This is a genomic window from Janthinobacterium glycogeni (assembly GCF_051380725.1).
In the GTDB taxonomy this organism is placed as follows: Bacteria; Pseudomonadota; Gammaproteobacteria; order Burkholderiales; family Burkholderiaceae_D; genus Janthinobacterium.
Map to the genome: position 1 here is coordinate 347,751 of NZ_JBNYXP010000005.1, position 15,253 is coordinate 363,003.

Annotated in this window: 16 protein-coding genes; 8 read left to right on the plus strand and 8 right to left on the minus strand. The window is 64.8% G+C overall.

Features of this window, described 5'->3' with window-relative positions; translation table 11 throughout:
• Positions 1–89: 89 nt before the first annotated feature.
• From ACQ4W4_RS14485 to ACQ4W4_RS14495, 3 genes are all read right to left on the minus strand, one after another.
• Entirely contained in the window at positions 90–404 is a 315-nt protein-coding gene (locus ACQ4W4_RS14485; RefSeq protein WP_436542590.1) for a hypothetical protein, read from the minus strand.
• Positions 353–604, minus strand: a complete 252-nt coding sequence (locus ACQ4W4_RS14490) for a flagellar protein FliT (RefSeq protein ID WP_436542591.1) — start codon at positions 602–604, stop codon at positions 353–355. The genes ACQ4W4_RS14485 and ACQ4W4_RS14490 overlap by 52 nt, the downstream gene beginning before the upstream one ends.
• Before the next feature lie 224 nt (positions 605–828).
• Positions 829–1,656: an HDOD domain-containing protein gene (locus tag ACQ4W4_RS14495; RefSeq protein ID WP_436542693.1), complete on the minus strand. Its 828-nt coding sequence runs from the start codon at positions 1,654–1,656 to the stop codon at positions 829–831.
• A gap of 155 nt (positions 1,657–1,811) precedes the next feature.
• Here ACQ4W4_RS14495 and ACQ4W4_RS14500 point away from each other — a divergent pair, with 155 nt between their 5' ends.
• From ACQ4W4_RS14500 to ACQ4W4_RS14510, 3 genes are all read left to right on the plus strand, one after another.
• Positions 1,812–3,887, plus strand: coding sequence for a M13 family metallopeptidase (locus tag ACQ4W4_RS14500; protein ID WP_436542592.1), 2,076 nt, complete (start codon positions 1,812–1,814; stop codon positions 3,885–3,887).
• Between the two features lie 67 nt (positions 3,888–3,954).
• Positions 3,955–4,587 carry a class I SAM-dependent methyltransferase gene (locus ACQ4W4_RS14505; RefSeq protein WP_436542593.1) on the plus strand — a complete coding sequence of 211 codons (633 nt, stop codon included), beginning with the start codon at positions 3,955–3,957 and terminating at the stop codon, positions 4,585–4,587.
• Positions 4,588–4,761: 174 nt separating this feature from the next.
• On the plus strand, positions 4,762–4,947 hold the full coding sequence (locus ACQ4W4_RS14510; RefSeq protein ID WP_034759763.1) for a CsbD family protein: 186 nt from the start codon (positions 4,762–4,764) through the stop codon (positions 4,945–4,947).
• Between the two features lie 72 nt (positions 4,948–5,019).
• Here the strand turns inward: ACQ4W4_RS14510 and ACQ4W4_RS14515 are convergent, their stop codons facing one another.
• The 3 genes from ACQ4W4_RS14515 to ACQ4W4_RS14525 form a co-directional block, all read right to left on the minus strand.
• On the minus strand, positions 5,020–7,227 hold the full coding sequence (locus ACQ4W4_RS14515; protein ID WP_436542594.1) for a S9 family peptidase: 2,208 nt from the start codon (positions 7,225–7,227) through the stop codon (positions 5,020–5,022).
• 189 nt (positions 7,228–7,416) lie between these two features.
• Positions 7,417–8,256, minus strand: coding sequence for a PhzF family phenazine biosynthesis protein (locus ACQ4W4_RS14520; RefSeq protein ID WP_436542595.1), 840 nt, complete (start codon positions 8,254–8,256; stop codon positions 7,417–7,419).
• Between the two features lie 18 nt (positions 8,257–8,274).
• A complete protein-coding gene (locus ACQ4W4_RS14525) occupies positions 8,275–9,678 on the minus strand; it encodes an MATE family efflux transporter (RefSeq protein WP_436542596.1) in 1,404 nt (467 codons plus the stop codon).
• A 189-nt stretch (positions 9,679–9,867) separates the two neighbouring features.
• On the opposite strand from ACQ4W4_RS14525, the gene ACQ4W4_RS14530 reads away from it, so the two are divergent.
• The 5 genes from ACQ4W4_RS14530 (at position 9,868) to ACQ4W4_RS14550 (ending at position 13,954) form a co-directional block, all read left to right on the plus strand.
• Entirely contained in the window at positions 9,868–10,539 is a 672-nt protein-coding gene (locus ACQ4W4_RS14530) for a beta/gamma-crystallin (protein WP_436542597.1), read from the plus strand.
• Positions 10,540–10,789: 250 nt separating this feature from the next.
• On the plus strand, positions 10,790–11,782 hold the full coding sequence (locus tag ACQ4W4_RS14535) for a beta/gamma crystallin-related protein (protein WP_436542598.1): 993 nt from the start codon (positions 10,790–10,792) through the stop codon (positions 11,780–11,782).
• A gap of 160 nt (positions 11,783–11,942) precedes the next feature.
• Positions 11,943–12,623 (plus strand): beta/gamma crystallin family protein, encoded by a 681-nt coding sequence (locus tag ACQ4W4_RS14540; RefSeq protein WP_436542599.1) that lies wholly within the window; start codon positions 11,943–11,945, stop codon positions 12,621–12,623.
• Positions 12,624–12,718: 95 nt separating this feature from the next.
• A complete protein-coding gene (locus ACQ4W4_RS14545) occupies positions 12,719–13,639 on the plus strand; it encodes a DnaJ C-terminal domain-containing protein (RefSeq protein ID WP_436542600.1) in 921 nt (306 codons plus the stop codon).
• A gap of 3 nt (positions 13,640–13,642) precedes the next feature.
• Positions 13,643–13,954: a chaperone modulator CbpM gene (locus ACQ4W4_RS14550; RefSeq protein WP_436542601.1), complete on the plus strand. Its 312-nt coding sequence runs from the start codon at positions 13,643–13,645 to the stop codon at positions 13,952–13,954.
• 3 nt (positions 13,955–13,957) lie between these two features.
• Here the strand turns inward: ACQ4W4_RS14550 and ACQ4W4_RS14555 are convergent, their stop codons facing one another.
• Together ACQ4W4_RS14555 and ACQ4W4_RS14560 are read right to left on the minus strand one after the other, a co-directional pair.
• Positions 13,958–14,185 (minus strand): hypothetical protein, encoded by a 228-nt coding sequence (locus ACQ4W4_RS14555; RefSeq protein WP_436542602.1) that lies wholly within the window; start codon positions 14,183–14,185, stop codon positions 13,958–13,960.
• 59 nt (positions 14,186–14,244) lie between these two features.
• Complete coding sequence (locus tag ACQ4W4_RS14560) at positions 14,245–15,159, minus strand: LysR family transcriptional regulator (RefSeq protein WP_436542603.1); 915 nt, start codon at positions 15,157–15,159, stop codon at positions 14,245–14,247.
• Positions 15,160–15,253 lie beyond the last annotated feature (94 nt).

Genomic DNA, 15,253 nt, shown 5'->3' on the forward strand with positions numbered 1-15,253 from the left:
TGCCAATCACGTTGCCTGATTCTTAAAGATGGTGATATGATTAATTCAGTGGACTTGCTCTACGACAAAACAGCCCCAGCCTGGCGCAGTCACCAACGATAGTGTGGCGCGGCAAACCAGGTGTAGCGTTGCATAAATGCCTGGGTCTGGAAGCGGTTCGCGATGCCGACGATGTGCTCGCGAACGCCGGATGCAACCGGCAGCGAGGCGACGCCAGGAGATACCTGGGGCTCGCCTTCCAAATTCCCCTCCTTGTTCTTGAGCGCCGCAGATGGCGCGCTCCCCGGCAAGGCGGCAGACGTAAAAAAAGCACCCTCGGGTGCTTTTGTCGTTTCTGGCTGGCGCTGCGATCTTACATGCGCGCGCGCGAACCCTGCATGGCGTTCGGCAGTTGCGTCATCCATGGTTCCGTGATGGTGCGGATTTCGCGGTCATTGGCCAGGATTTGCTTGAGCAAGTCGATCTTGCGCAGGCGCGAGGCGCCGGCCAGGGCAGGCACCTTGTCCGTCATGGTCGCGCTGGCGGCGCTGGCGCACTGGTTTTCCAGGGTATCCAAGCCATCCCAGTCGCTCGAACGTGCGGCCACGACCATTTTATTGGTCATTCCTGCAATATTTTCATACATCGAAAGAACGTCGTTGGAGGTCATGAGCACACCCGTAACTAGTGAATGGATTACCGCTTGTCTAGATTAACGGCAGCTCCAGGGGGAACTTGAGGGTGTTTTTGAAAAAAAAGTGAAAATAATTTGGCGTTTTTTTGGCGGGCAGGCGGCATCGCCCGCAAACCCGCATGCCTGCTCGGTTGGCGATGCGGGCAACGGCCAGCTTACTTGACGAGTTCTTCCAGGCCGGCGCTCAGTTCGGCAAGCGGCGGCATCCTGTCGACCAGCACGGAGGGCGGCAAACCAAGCGCTTCGGCCACCTCGCTGGGATAGCAGGCGATGATTTCTTCATTGCTCAGCTGGTTTTCATCGATGCGCGCGCGCCAGGCGGCCAGGTGGATGATGGCGGCCAGGCGGTTCAACGGTGGCTTGGCCAGCGGAGCGGGGAAGGCGGCGATGGCCTCGGCAAAGGCGGGCGGAAACTTCCAGCGGCGCGCCAGCTCGGCGCCCACCTGCGCATAATCGTAGCCCAGCGACACCCGTTCCGCATCGAGCCGGCGCGCGTCGAGCGGCGGGGCGATCTTGTCGAGCTGCATGGCTTGCTCGGGCATGGCGGCATGGATCACCAGTTGTCCGATCGCATGCATCATGCCGATGGTGAAAGCCAGGTCCTGGTTGTCGCCCGTCTGCCTGGCGATCCAGCGGGCAGATACGGCGCTGTGCAGGCTGTAGCGCCAGAACTGCGCCAAATTCAGGCCCGGCACGGCTTTGAAACCGCTGACGAGGCCGGAGCTGATGACGAGGGTGCGCACGGTAACAAAACCGAGCATCAGCACGGCGTCTTCCACCGTGCCGATGCTGCGCGAGACGTGGTAATAGGCCGAGTTGGCCAGCCGCAGCAGCTTGGCGCTCAAGGCCGGGTCCGCTCCCAGCTGGCGCGCGATGTCTTCGGTGGCGATGGCGGGGTTGTCGAAACTGCGCACCAATTCATCGACGATCTTCGGGGCGGCAGGCAGGGCGTGGGGATGCTGGAACAGCGCTTCCAGTTGCATGGCAATCTCCTTGGCGTTCGTGCGGTACGGCATGCGGTCGTGCCACTATATGCCGATTTTTTGTCCGCATGCAAAAAAGTTAGGGGACGGTTTTTCGCCCCAAAAAAGCAGGATTTTCAGGTTATGATTTTGGCTATTACATCGAAAGGATCGCCATGCACGGTTTGTATTTGTCCTGGTCCCGGACGCCAGTCCAGGCCGCCATCATCCTCGCCCTGGCCGGCGTCTCGCTGACCGGTTTGCCTGCCCGGGCGCATGGACAGCAAGGGGCCGTCAGCGCCGCCGCCCCCGTCCCCGCTGCCGCGAAGGCCTTGCCCGGTGACGATTTCTACGATTACGTGAATGGCGACTGGCTGCGCGCCACGGACATTCCCGCCGACCGCAGCAGCTGGGGCTCGTTCGCCATCCTCGCCAACGCCACCAACGAGCGCATCATCGCCCTCGTCGAAGGTCTGGCGGCGGCGCCGCAGGCGGATGCCTCCGCGCGCCAGGTCAGCGATTTTTACCGTTCCTGGATGGATGAAGCGGCTATCGAAGCGAAAGGCTGGGCGCCGATCAAGCCGCTGCTCAAGAAGATCGATGGCATACGCGACCAGGCGGGGCTGGCCCGCGCGCTGGGCGAGAGCCTGCGCGCCGATGTCGACCCGCTCAACGCCACCAATTTTTACACGGAAAACCTGTTCGGCCTGTGGGTCGCGCAAGACTTGAACGACACCACGCGCAATGTGGCCTACCTGCTGCAGGGCGGGCTGGGTTTGCCCGACCGCGCCTTTTACCAGAGCGACAGTGCCCGCATGCAGGGCTTGCGCGCCGGCTACCAGGCGCATATCGCCGCCATGCTCAAGCAGGCCGGCTACCGCGATGCGCCGGCCCGCGCCGCGCGCGTGTTTGCGCTCGAACAGCAAATTGCTGCAAGTCACGCCAGCCGCGAGGATTCGGCCGATGTCGCCAAGGGCAACAATGCATGGCGCGCCGCCGACTTCGCCAGCAAGGCGCCGGGCCTGGACTGGCAAGCCTTCTTCCAGGCGGCAGGCCTGGGCAAGCAGACGGATTTCATCGTCTGGCATCCGACGGCCATGACGGGCAGCGCCGCACTGGTGGCAAGCGTGCCGCTGGCCACGTGGAAAGATTTCCTGGCCTTCCACGCGATTAACCATTTCAGCACGATCTTGCCGAAGGCGGCCGCCGACCAGCGCTTCGCCTTCTATGGCAGCGCCCTGAGCGGCACGCCGCAGCAGTCGCTGCGCAGCAAGCGGGCGCTGGCCGCGACGAATGCGGCCCTCAGCGACGCCGTCGGCAAGCTGTACGTGGAACGCTATTTCCCGCCGGAATCGAAAGCCCGCGTGCAGGACATGGTGACGAATATCGTCGCCGCCTTCTCGCGCCGCATCGACAAGCTGGACTGGATGGCGCCGGCCACCAAGGCGCAGGCGCAGGAAAAACTCAAGACCCTGTACGTGGGCGTGGGCTACCCCGAACAGTGGGAAAGCTATGTGGGCTTGCGCGTGGTGCGCGGCGATGCGCTGGGCAATGTGCAGCGGGCGGAGCAGTTCCATTACCGGCAGGAACTGGCCAAGCTGGGCCAGTCTCCTGACCGCAAAGCCTGGGCCATGCCGGCGCAGCTGGTCAACGCCGTCAACCTGCCGCTGCAAAATGCATTGAATTTCCCAGCCGCCATTTTGCAGCCGCCCTTCTTCGACCCGCAGGCATCCGATGCGGCCAACTATGGCGGCATCGGCGCCACCATCGGCCACGAGATCAGCCACAGCTTCGACGACCAGGGCGCGCAGTTCGACGCCCAGGGCAAGCTGCGCGACTGGTGGACGCCGGCCGACCTGGCGCATTTCCAATCGGCATCCAAGCAATTGGTGGCGCAGTTCGCGGCTTATAAGCCGTTTCCCGACCTGGCCGTGAATGGCCAGCTGACCCTGAGCGAAAACCTGGCCGACCTGGCCGGCGTGGCAGCCGCCTATGACGCGTTCACCCTGTCGCAGCAGGGCAAGCCGGCGCAGCCCGCGGCGGACCGCGAGTTCTTCATCGGCTATGGCGTCAGCTGGCGCAGCAAGGCGCGCGAAGCGGCGGCGCGCCAGCAAATCCTCACGGATGGCCATGCGCCGGCGCAATACCGCGCCGCCACCGTGCGCAACCTCGACGCCTGGTATCCGGCCTTCGACGTCCAGCCGGGCCAGCAGCTGTACCTGGCGCCGGAACAGCGCGTGCGCGTCTGGTAGTCATAAGCGGTGCCGGACGCCCAGCGCGCCGGCACCGTAAAATGGCGTGATTACTGATTGGAGCGCCATGAAGCCAACCCCGCAAGATCCCATCCACGCCATCACGGGCCGCACCCTGGCCCATTACGACGCCAGCGCCGAGCAGTTTTTCGAAGGCACGCGCGATCACGACGTCAGCCAGAACATCGCCGCGCTGCTGAACGCCATCGGCAAGCCCGCGCCGCTGGCCATCCTCGACCTGGGCTGCGGCCCCGGCCGCGATCTGAAGGCGTTCACGGCCCTGGGCCACCACGCCACGGGCGTTGACGGCTGCCCCCGTTTCGTCGAGATGGCGCGCGCCTACAGCGGCTGCAGCGTATGGCAGCAGGATTTCGTCGACCTCGACTTGCCCGCCGCGCACTTCGACGGCGTGTTCGCCAATGCCGTGCTGTTCCACGTGCCCAGCGCCGCCTTGCCCGGCGTGCTGCGCGCTTTGTACGCGTGCCTGAAACCGGGCGGTATGCTGTTCAGCTCGAATCCGCGCGGGCAAAACCAGGAAGGCTGGAACGGCGCGCGCTACGGCAGTTACCACGACGAAGCGACATGGGCCGGCTACATGCAGGCGGCCGGTTTTACCCTGGTCGAGCAATACTATCGGCCGCCCGGCTTGCCGCGCGAGCAGCAGCCGTGGCTCGCTACCGTATGGCGGAAACAAGCCTGATCGGCGCACTTTGCATGAATTTTGACATGTGTTAGGAACCGTACATAGTTTTTGCGGCCTCGGGCGTACTATGGATACATCGACACGCAGCAAGCAGTTTGCAACGGCGTGTGAGCCGCAGTACCGGCCTTTTTGGCTGGACAACAGATGTACCAACTACAGTGAGGATTTATCATGAACAAAGATCAAGTCGAAGGTAAACTGAAGGAAGTCGGCGGTAAAATCCAGGAAGCCGCTGGCAAAGTCGTCGGCAGCGAAGAACAGCAAGCCAAGGGCCTGGCAAACCAGGTCGAAGGCAAAGTGCAGAAGAAGGTCGGCGACGTCAAGGATGCGGTCGAGACCGTTACGCGCAAACCTTAAGCTGACGTACGCTCAATAAAAAAACCGCCGCCTGTCGCGAGACAGGCGGCGGTTTTTATTTGTGGGCGCGCTTTACTTCGCTACGCCCAGGTTTTGCTTGAAGAACATTTCAATTTTCTTGTACACGTGGCGCTGGCCCGCGCGCGACGAGATGCCGTGCTTGGCGCCCGGGTAGGTCATCAGGTCGAACTGCACGCCGCGGTTCACCAGCGCGTCGATCAGGCGCGTGCTGTTGCTGAACAGGACGTTGTCGTCGGCCATGCCATGCACCAGCAGCAGCGGCGACTTCAGGCCGTCGAGGTGGGCGAATACGGTGCTGGCCTTGTAGCCGTCCACGTTTTCCTTCGGCATGCCGAGGAATTGCTCCGTGTAATGGGTGTCGTACAACGACCAGTCGGTCACGGGCGCCACCGACACGCCCATGGCGATCTTGTCGGATGCTGCCGACAGCAAACGCAGGGTCATGAAACCGCCGTAGCTCCAGCCGAACACGCCGATGCGTTTAGGATCGACGAAGCTTTGCTTGCCCAGCCAGTCGATGCCGACCAGCTGGTCGGCCACTTCGGCCGCGCCCAGGTTGTGATAGATGGCGTCCGTGAAGGCGCGCTCGCGGCGCGACGAGCCCCGGTTGTCGAGGCGGAAGACGACAAAGCCCTGCTGCGCCATGTACTGGTCGAAGTTGTTGCCCCAGCGGCGAGCCACATGCTGCGAGTGCGGGCCGCCGTACGTCGACAGGTAGACGGGATAGCGTTTGCCCGCATCGAAGTTCGACGGCTTGACGATCGAATAGTGCAGGGTCTGGCCATCGTTGGCCTTCAGGGTGCCGTACTCCGTCGGCAGGTGGTCGGCCTTGTACTTGAAATACGGATGGCTGGCGTTGAGCGCATTTTCTTCCAGCCAGCCCACCATGGCGCCGTCCGGGCGGCGGATGCTCACTTGCGGCGGCGTGGCCGGGTCGGAATACGTGTCGACGAAGACTTCGCCATTGCGCGAGAACGTCGTGTCGTGCCAGCCGTCGGCTTTCGTCACGCGCTGCGGCTTGTCGGCCGTGCTGCCGTCGAGGGCCAGGGCGTAGGTCTGCTTGTCGATCACGGCGTCGCGGTTCGACGACACGAACACTTTACCGGTTTTCTGGTTCACGGCCAGCACGCTGTCGATGCCCCACTCGCCGGAGGTGACGGGGTGCAGCAGCTTGCCGCTCATGTCGTACAGGTACAGATGGTTGCGGCCCGTGCGCTCGGACGACCAGAGGAAGGTGCCGTTCGACAGGAAGCGCAGGTCGTCATGGATGCTGACCCAGGTCTTGGACGTTTCCGTCAGCAAGGTGCGCTGCGCCAGGGTGGCCGCGTCGACGGCGACCAGGTCGAGCGTCTTCTGGTCGCGCGACTGGCGCTGGTAGACCAGCGACTTGCTGTCCGCGCTCCAGTCGGCGCGCACCAGGTAGATGTCCGGGTTCGTGCCCAGGTCCACTTGGCGCTGCGCGCCCGTTTCCGGCGAGACGATCAGCAGCTGCACCAGCACGTTCGGGTCGCCCGCGGCCGGGTAGCGCTGTTCCACGACATCCGTGCGGTCGGCAAAGATTTCAAAGCGGCGCACGACGGGCACGGGAGCCTCGTCATAGCGTTTATAGGCGATGGCGGAATCGTCGGGCGCCCAGTAGTAGCCGGTGCGCTGGCCCATTTCTTCCTGCGCCACGAATTCGGCTTCGCCGTTGCGGATGGTGCCCTTGCCGTCGGTGGTCAGCTGGCGTTCCTGGCCCGATTTCAGGTCGATCACGTAGATGTTCTGGTCGCGCACGAACGACACGTAGCGGCCTTTCGGCGAGATTTTCGGATCGAGCACATTGCCCTTGGCGACCAGGCGTGCCTTGTCCGGGTGGGCTGCATCGACCAGGTACAGATTGCCGGCCAGCGGCACCAGCAGCTGCTTGCCGTCCGGCGACCAGCTGTAGCTGAGAATGCCGTTCAGGCTGGCCGTGCGCTCGCGTTCGCGGCGCGCCTGCTCTTCGGGCGAAATCGTTTCATTCGGCACCAGCGCCTTCGAGTCGACCAGGCGGTGCGTGCTCTTGTCCTTCAGCTTGAATTCCCACAGGTCGAGCTGGAACTGGTTGTCGGCGCGGCCGCGCAGGAACGTGACGCGCTCGCCGTCGGGCGAGACCTTCAGGTTGCGCACGCCGGGGCCGGCCAGCGCCGGATCGGCGTGGATGCGTTCCAGGGTCAGCTTTTCAGCCGATGCGGGAACGCTGGCCATCGCGGCCAGAAAACAAAGAATAAAACGCATGGATGTCTCGGTAGTTGGAAGAAGAAGGGTACTGCATGTCAAGGCGAGCTTGGCGTTGCCTAAGCGTAAGACGATACCAGAGCATGCCTGTTTATGCGATAGCTCCAGCCACGGAATAAACCGTTTCTGGCCGTATTTCCTTCGTCAAAAATATCCGACAACCGCCCATTCCATGGCGCTTTGCCCAGTTCAGGCCAATATCGTGCCTTCGATCACGGTCAGGCATGCGCCGCCTATCCAGGCATGGCCATCGCGGAAGCGGACGGACACGCGGCCGTCGCGCTGCAAACAGGTGCCCTGGCGAACCGTGTAGTCGCCGCCCGCCAGCAGGTGCGCAATGCAGGCGTTGGCGCTGCCCGTGACGGGGTCTTCCACCAGCGCGCCATGCTCGCTGAGCAGCGCGCGCACTTCGTAATCGGCCGGTCCGCCTGCGGGGTGCGGGCCGTACAGCGCCAGGCCATCGGCGCCGACGGCGGCCAGCAATGGCGTCAGCGCGGCGATGTCGGCGCGCACGGCCAGGCAGGCGGTGGCGCTGGCCAGCGGCACGCACAGCCAGCGGATGCCCATGTCGACGACGGTGGCGCCAACGGCGGCCGCTCCGCCCAGCGCCGTCTGCAGCAGCGGCAGCAGCGTGGGGGCGAGCGCGCGCGTGCTGCAGGGCGGCGCCTGGAATGCCAGCACGCCACCGGCGCCGCGTTCTATCGGTACCAGGCCGACGCCGCATTCCTGCACGATGCGCGCGCCCTTGGGCTGCATGCCAGAATCGAGCAGGGCGTGCGCCGTGCCCAGAGTCGGGTGGCCGGCGAACGGGAATTCCGCGTCGGGCGAAAAAATCCGCACGCGGTAATCGGCCGCCGGGTCGCGCGGCGCCAGCACGAACGTGGTTTCCGACAGGCCCGTCCAGCGCGCGATCGCCTGCATCTGCGCCGCATCGAGGCCATCTGCGCCCAGCACCACGGCCAGCGGATTGCCGAGGAACGGCACGCTGCTGAAGACATCGACTTGCTTGAAGGGGCGTGGTTGCGGCATGCGCGGTTCCTCGTCGGCTTAGTGAGTTAAGTAGGCAGCGCGCAGGCGCTGCAGCGACAGGCGGTTCAGATACCAGGTCAGCAGCACGGCGGCCACCGTCAAGCCCGTGACGAGGCCGATCCAGAAACCGGCGGCGGCCATCGGCTCGGCCGGCGACCAGATGAAGCCTTGCGGCGCCAGGCCCAGCACATAGCCGATCGGCAGCGAGAAGCCCCAGAAGGCCAGCAGCTGGATCAGCATCGGCTGGCGCGTCACCTTGTAGCCGCGGATGGCGCAGGACGTCGCCACTTGCGTCGCGTCGGACAGCTGGAACAGGGCGGCGAACAGCAGCAGCTGCGCGCACAGGGCCTGCACCTGCGGGTCGGACGTATAGGCTTGCGCGATCTGGTGGCGGAAGACGGTGATCAGGGTGGCCGAAACGATGGCCGCCGTCAGCGACATGGCCACGCCCACCCACGAGATGAAGCGCGCGCGGCGCAGATTGGCCTCGCCCACGGCGTGGCCCACGCGCGTGACCAGCGCGATGCCGAAGGTGAGCGGCACCATGAAGACGACGGACGAGAAGTTGAGGGCGATCTGGTGCGCCGACACCTGGATCACGCCGAAGCGCGCCACCAGCAGGCTGATGACGCCAAACGCGCTCACCTCGGCGAAGTAGGTCACGCCGATGGGCAGGCCCAGGCGCAGCATGGGACCGATGGACGACAGCTGCGGCCATTCCCAGTGCGTGAACGGATACGTGGCATGGTAGGCGGGCGCGATCTTGATCCAGGCCAGCATGGCCAGCAGCATCATCCACACGCAGCAGGTGGTGGCCACGGCGCAGCCCACGCCGCCCAGTTTCGGCATGCCCCAGTGGCCGTAGATCAGCAGGTAGTTGACGAAAATGTTCAGCGCCAGCGCGGCCAGCGCGATCACCATCACGGGCTTGGTCTGGTTGATGCTGGTGCTGTAGCCGTACAGCGCGCGGTAGGCGGCGAACGGCGGCAGCGCGCAGCTGATGATGTGGACGAACAGCTTGGCCTTGGCCGCCACGGCGGGTTCGAGCATCAGGTGATCGAACACCAGTGCCGCCATGTTCGTCAGCAGGCAAGCGACCAGGCCGACCAGCAGCGCCTTCCACAGCGACTGGCGCACGATGTGCGGCACCTTGTCGTGGCGCGCGGCGCCGATTTCATGCGCCACCAGGGTATTGATGGCCATCATGATGCCGCTCACGGTGACGAGCACGATGGACCAGATGGCCGCGCCCAGCGACACGGCCGCCAGCTCTTCGGGATTCGTATGCCCCGTCATCGCCACGTCGGCCGCGCCCATGCCGACGGTGGCCAGCTGGCCGATCAGGATGGGCCAGGCCAGCTTCCATAGCGAAGCGACTTCATTGCGGACGGCGGGCAGGGTGAACGAGGTAGTGTGTGGCATGGGCGGCAAGCTTGACTAAACACAAGATTCTACCGGCATTCGCCGTGCTTGTCCGCCGCCGCGCCCCGGCGGGCCGGGCGCGGTAATCATTTGTTACAGCTAAGTGGGCCAGTCGCGGATAGACTGCGCGCTCTATTTGGCAAAATGACCAAATAGTCAACCGCAGTACCCTGACTATGGAGAAAGACCATGCTGAAACACACCCTGAACTGCGCCCTGTTGCTGGGCGCCGCCATGACGGCCGAACTGGCCGGCGCCGGCGAACTGACCCTGTATTCGCGCGACGATTATCACGGCCGCTCGCAGACCGTGCGCGACGCCGTCGCCGACCTGGACGATGTCCGTTTCAACGACACGACGCAAAGCATCCGCGTGCGCTCGGGCCGCTGGGAAGCCTGCGAGGATGCCGATTTCCGCGGCGCCTGCTTCCTGCTCGAACCGGGCGAGTACCCGTCGCTCGATGGCCGCGCCAACAAGATCACGTCGCTGCGCGAAGTGCGCGGCGGCTGGGATGGTCATCCGGGCCGCGACCGTGACCGTGACCGTGGGCGCGACTGGGACGGCCGCCGCGACCGCGACCGGGAACGCGGCCATTTGCCAGGGCGCTCGCTGGGCGGTGAGCTGACCTTCTATACGCGCGACGATTTCGCCGGCCGCAGCTTGAGCGTGCGCAACGCTTCGGCCGATCTGCGCGAGCGCGACTTCAACGACACGGTGCAAAGCGTGCGCGTGCGCTCCGGCTATTGGGAAGTGTGCGAGGACGTGGATTTCCGTGGCCGCTGCCGCATGCTCGAACCGGGCGAGTACGCGAGCCTGGAGCGCATGAGCAACCGCATCTCGTCGGTGCGCGAAGTGCGCTGACGCGGGGCCGGCAAGAGTGGCCGGTCCCAGCCGGGGCCGGCTATTGCTTTTGGTAACAATTTATTGTGCTTTTCCCATACTTTGTTACACCGTTTTCCCCCGGGATGGCTACACTGACATCAGTTGTCATGTCGATCACTTGCCTTTGCCTCGACATAGCTTGGATAGCGGGGGCGGGCACTTGTTACAATGGCATCTTGGCGTTTTGGCCAGGCAAATCATCACCAAAGAATGAAGAATGGAGTTAATCATGACGGGCCCTTTCAAACACGCGCTGGCATGCGCGGCGACCTTGCTGCTTTCGCTGGGGGCCCATGCGGCCGCCCACGCGGGCGATATCACCTTGTTCGAAGACGTTGATCTGCGCGGCCGCGCGGTGAACCTGCGCGAGACGACGGACGATCTGTCGCGCTTTGGATTCAACGACAAGGTGTCGAGCATCCTGGTGCGTTCGGGCACCTGGGATGTGTGTACCGATGCCGGTTTTCGCGGCAATTGCCGCACCCTGGGGCCGGGCGAATACCGCTCGATGCCGGGCATGAACGACGCCATCAGTTCGGTGCGCGAGTCGGGGCGCGGCGATGGCTACAATCCGGGACGCCCGGGACGCGATCCCGACCGCGGCCATGGCGGCTATGGCCGTGGCGGCGCGCTGGAAGTGTATTCGGGCGCCGGCCAGAATGGCGGCTCGGCGCGCCTGAACCGCGACACGGACGATTTCGTCAGTATCGGTTTCAATGACCGCACCACCAGCATCGTCGTCTATAACGGCTATTGGCAGCTGTGCAGCGATTCGAACTACAACGGCGTATGCCGCATCTTCGGCCCCGGCCGCCACGACGACCTGGGACGCGGCCTCGACGGGCGCGTCTCGTCGGCGCGCATGGTCGACGAGCGCGAGGCGCGCCGCCAGCAGCAGTACGATAATCAGTACCAGCGGCCGCAGTACGACCAGCCGCAGTATCCGCAATACCAGCAGCCGCAGTACCCGCAGCGCGGCGCCGTCCTGCTGTTCCCCGAAGCGGGCATGCGCGGCGAGCCGCTGGCGCTGGACCGCAATGCGGAAGACCTGGTGCGCTACAACTTCAACGACCGCGCCTCGTCCATCGTCGTCAACGAGGGCCAGTGGGAAGTGTGCAGCGATTCGAACTTCCGTGGTCGCTGCGAAGTGATCGGGCCGGGCGAATATGGCCGCCTGAACAGCATGGAAAACCAGATTTCCTCGCTGCGCCGCGTGCGCTGATCCTGTCCTGACGTCGTGCTGACAGACCGCCTGCCGGGTTGATCCCGCCAGGCGGTTTTTACATTCGCTGCCGTGCGCTGACATTTGCTTGCCCTTTGTTACACTCGCCGCCTGCCGCCTAGACTACACTGGCGAAAATGTCATCAGTATTGGAGTTGTCATGGTTCGATCTTTCCGGCCCGCGCTGTTGTGCGCCGCCACCTTCCTCGCCCCCCTTGCCGCCTCCGCGGGCGAAATCACCCTGTTCGAAGACGCCGGCTTCCGTGGCCGCCCCGTGACCCTGCGTTCCGACACGGGCGACCTGTCGCGCATGGGCTTTAACGACAAGACCTCGAGCATCATCGTGCGCTCGGGTACCTGGGAAGTGTGCAAGGACGCCAATTACCGTGGCAACTGCCGTACCTTCGGCCCTGGCCGCTACGACAGCATGCCGGGCATGAACGACGCCGTTTCCTCCGTGCGCGAAGTGGGCCGTCCAGGCCATGGCGGGGGCGATCATCGTCCCTATCCGCCACGCCCGCCGCGTCCGGAGCCGGAGCGTCCTTATCCCGGCTATCCCGGCCACGGCGGCGGACACCGTCCCGACATGCATGGCGCCGTGCTGCTGTTCCCCGATGCCGGCATGCGTGGGCGGCCCGTGCGCCTGGACCGCGAAGCGCGCGACTTGAGCCGCTATGGTTTCAATGACCGCGCCGAATCGATCGTCGTCAACTACGGCCGCTGGGAATTCTGCGTCGACGCCAACTTCCGCGGCCGCTGCGTGGTGATGGGGCCAGGCAGCTACGGCCGCCTGCACGGTGGCCTCGACCGCCGCATTTCCTCGGTGCGCCGCGTGCGCTGATGCGCCGCCGGGCAGCGTTGTATCGTGCAGACGCTGTCCAGCGCCCAATTCGTGTACTCTTCCCATAGGCAGTTCAACCATGGGGAGCCAGCACGGTGGAATACAAGGATTATTACAAGGAGCTTGGCGTCGACAAGACGGCGTCCGAGGCCGAGATCAAGAAAGCGTACCGCAAGCTGGTGCGCAAATACCATCCCGACGTAAGCAAGGAGCCGGACGCCGACAAGCGCACCAAGGCCCTCAACGAGGCCTACGGTGTGCTGGGCGACGCGGAAAAGCGCGCCGCCTACGATGAACTGGGCCGTAACCAGGGCGCGCAGGGCCAGCCGTTCCGGCCGCCGCCGGACTGGGGTTCGGGCTACGAATCGTCGGGCGCCGACGACAGCGACTTCTTTGCCGACCTGTTCGCCCACGTGGGCGGGCGCCGCCGCGCCGGCGGCAGTTTCCAGATGCAGGGCGAGGACAGCCACGCCGCCATCACCATCGATTTGCAGGACAGCTACCAGGGCGCCAAGCGCCACATCGTCATGCGCGTGCCCGAAGCAGATGCGCAGGGTCACGTCGTCACTCGCGAGCGCACGCTGGAAGTGACGATACCGAAAGGCGTCACGGAAGGACAGCAGCTGCGCATGAAGGGGCAGGGCAGTCCCGGCAGCGGCGGCGCGCCCGCCGGCGATTTGTACCTGGAAATCCGCTTCCGGCCCGATGCGCGCTACAAGGTGGAAGGGCGCGACGTGTTCGAGACGGTGCCCGTCACGCCGTGGGAGGCGGCGCTGGGCGGCGAGATCGACGTGCCCACGCCATCGGGCACCGTGACCGTCACCGTGCCGCCCAATTCGCAGACGGGGCGCAAGCTGCGCCTGAAGGGGCGCGGCATCCCCGCCGCCCAGCCGGGCGACCTGTATCTGCTGCTGGAAGTGGTGCTGCCGCCGGCGAACGACGACAAGGCGCGCGAACTGTATGCAACCATGGCGCGCGAGATGGCTTTCAATCCGCGCCAGAAGCTGGGAGGGTAAATCATGACAAACAAGGTAATTGGCGAATTGCTCGAAGATCGTGCTCTGAGCCTGGAAGAACTGGCGCGCGCCTGCGCGGTGGAGCCGGAGTGGGTGGTGCAGCATGTGCAGACGGGCGTGCTGCTGCAGGACGGCCCGCCGCCGGGCCAGCTGACGGCCTGGCGCTTCACCAGCCTGGACCTGGTGCGCGCGCGCCGCCTGCACGAAATCGAATCCGTGTTCGACGCGAACGCGGACCTGGCCGCGCTGGTGGTCGATTTATCGGAAGAAGTGGCGCGCCTGCGCCGCCGCCTGCACGTACTGGGCGTCGAGTAGCTTTTACTCAGGATCGCCGTGCCGCTGCACGGTGATCCTGCCGATATAAAACTGCCCATCGACGACGACCCGGTGCGGGATGCCGGCCACGTCGAAGCCGGGGCCGCCGTCTTCCATCCATTCCTGCGCCAGCGAGTCGAACTGCTGCGGCGTCATGCGCAGCATCTGCGCCGTGATGACGAAGCGCGCGCCTGGTTTTTGCTTGTTGACGAAGTCGTCGATGCCGGCCATGGTGTTTCCTTTTGATACTGATCAATGTATGCGCGCATGATACCCGTCCGCGCGCGCATCTAGAAGACTTGTTCCAGCAGCGGCAGCTGCTCCGCAAAGCGCTCCGTCAGCCACTTGCCCGCCTGCCCGGGCGGCGTGTCGGCGCGCTGGATCAGGTAAATCGGGTAATTCTCGCCGTTGTCGACGGCCAGCGGCAGATGCACCAGCCGTCCCTCCGTCAAATCCTCGCGCACCATCGCCTCGGGCATGTTGCCCCAGCCCAGGCCCGCGCGCAGCAGCGCGTGCTTGGAGCCGAGGTCGCCCAGGCGCCAGTTGCGCAATCCCAGCACGCCGAAATCCTGGCCTTCCGTCAGCACGCTGCGGTCGCTGAGCACCAGTTGCACGTGTTCGCGCGCCACGCCGGCCGCAATCGGCCCGGCCAGCTGCGCCAGCGCGTGGCTGGGCGCGGCCACGGGAATCAGGCGCACGTGGCCGACGGCCAGGCGCTCGAAGACGCTGGCCGTGGCCGTCATCCAGCCACCGAGGCCGATATGGCAGCTGCCATCCATCACCAGCTGCGCCACGGCGCCCATGGCTTCGATGCGCAGGCGCAGGGCGACAGTGGGGAACTGCGCCTGGAACGCCTCGAGCACGCGCACCAGCACGCAAGTGGGGAACATCACGTCGACCACCACCGACACTTCCGCCTCCAGCCCGCCTGCCAGCGCCTTGGCGCGCGCACGCATGCCGTCGACCTTCAGGGCCACGGCGCGCGCGTCGGCCAGCAGGGCCTTGCCCGCGTCCGTCAGAGTGGGCTTGCGTTTGCCCCGATCGAGCAGCACCACATTCAGTTGTTCTTCCAGGTTGGCGATGGTGTAGCTGATCACCGACTGCGTGCGGTGCAGCTGGCGCGCCGCGTGGGCGAAGCCGCCCGCGTCGATGACGGCGACGAACACGCGCAATTGGTCGAGCGAAGGCTGGCCCGGCTCTCTCATGGGAACTCCTTATCTAAAAATTCGATGCTAATCATTTATATTTATATGGTTTTCTCGATGGTAGACCTGAACTATGCTGTGTGCAAGGGCTGCG

What these genes read in the sequence shown, in the direction of transcription:
- ACQ4W4_RS14485 (WP_436542590.1), bottom strand. Translation starts at nt 404, where the DNA reads ATGGATGACGCAACTGCCGAACGCCATGCAGGGTTCGCGCGCGCGCAT.
- ACQ4W4_RS14500 (WP_436542592.1), top strand. Translation starts at nt 1,812, where the DNA reads ATGCACGGTTTGTATTTGTCCTGGTCCCGGACGCCAGTCCAGGCCGCC.
- ACQ4W4_RS14505 (WP_436542593.1), top strand. Translation starts at nt 3,955, where the DNA reads ATGAAGCCAACCCCGCAAGATCCCATCCACGCCATCACGGGCCGCACC.
- ACQ4W4_RS14520 (WP_436542595.1), bottom strand. Translation starts at nt 8,256, where the DNA reads ATGCCGCAACCACGCCCCTTCAAGCAAGTCGATGTCTTCAGCAGCGTG.
- ACQ4W4_RS14495 (WP_436542693.1), bottom strand. Translation starts at nt 1,656, where the DNA reads ATGCAACTGGAAGCGCTGTTCCAGCATCCCCACGCCCTGCCTGCCGCC.
- ACQ4W4_RS14555 (WP_436542602.1), bottom strand. Translation starts at nt 14,185, where the DNA reads ATGGCCGGCATCGACGACTTCGTCAACAAGCAAAAACCAGGCGCGCGC.
- ACQ4W4_RS14490 (WP_436542591.1), bottom strand. Translation starts at nt 604, where the DNA reads ATGACCAATAAAATGGTCGTGGCCGCACGTTCGAGCGACTGGGATGGC.
- ACQ4W4_RS14540 (WP_436542599.1), top strand. Translation starts at nt 11,943, where the DNA reads ATGGTTCGATCTTTCCGGCCCGCGCTGTTGTGCGCCGCCACCTTCCTC.
- ACQ4W4_RS14550 (WP_436542601.1), top strand. Translation starts at nt 13,643, where the DNA reads ATGACAAACAAGGTAATTGGCGAATTGCTCGAAGATCGTGCTCTGAGC.
- ACQ4W4_RS14515 (WP_436542594.1), bottom strand. Translation starts at nt 7,227, where the DNA reads ATGCGTTTTATTCTTTGTTTTCTGGCCGCGATGGCCAGCGTTCCCGCA.
- ACQ4W4_RS14525 (WP_436542596.1), bottom strand. Translation starts at nt 9,678, where the DNA reads ATGCCACACACTACCTCGTTCACCCTGCCCGCCGTCCGCAATGAAGTC.
- ACQ4W4_RS14560 (WP_436542603.1), bottom strand. Translation starts at nt 15,159, where the DNA reads ATGAGAGAGCCGGGCCAGCCTTCGCTCGACCAATTGCGCGTGTTCGTC.
- ACQ4W4_RS14530 (WP_436542597.1), top strand. Translation starts at nt 9,868, where the DNA reads ATGCTGAAACACACCCTGAACTGCGCCCTGTTGCTGGGCGCCGCCATG.
- ACQ4W4_RS14535 (WP_436542598.1), top strand. Translation starts at nt 10,790, where the DNA reads ATGACGGGCCCTTTCAAACACGCGCTGGCATGCGCGGCGACCTTGCTG.
- ACQ4W4_RS14510 (WP_034759763.1), top strand. Translation starts at nt 4,762, where the DNA reads ATGAACAAAGATCAAGTCGAAGGTAAACTGAAGGAAGTCGGCGGTAAA.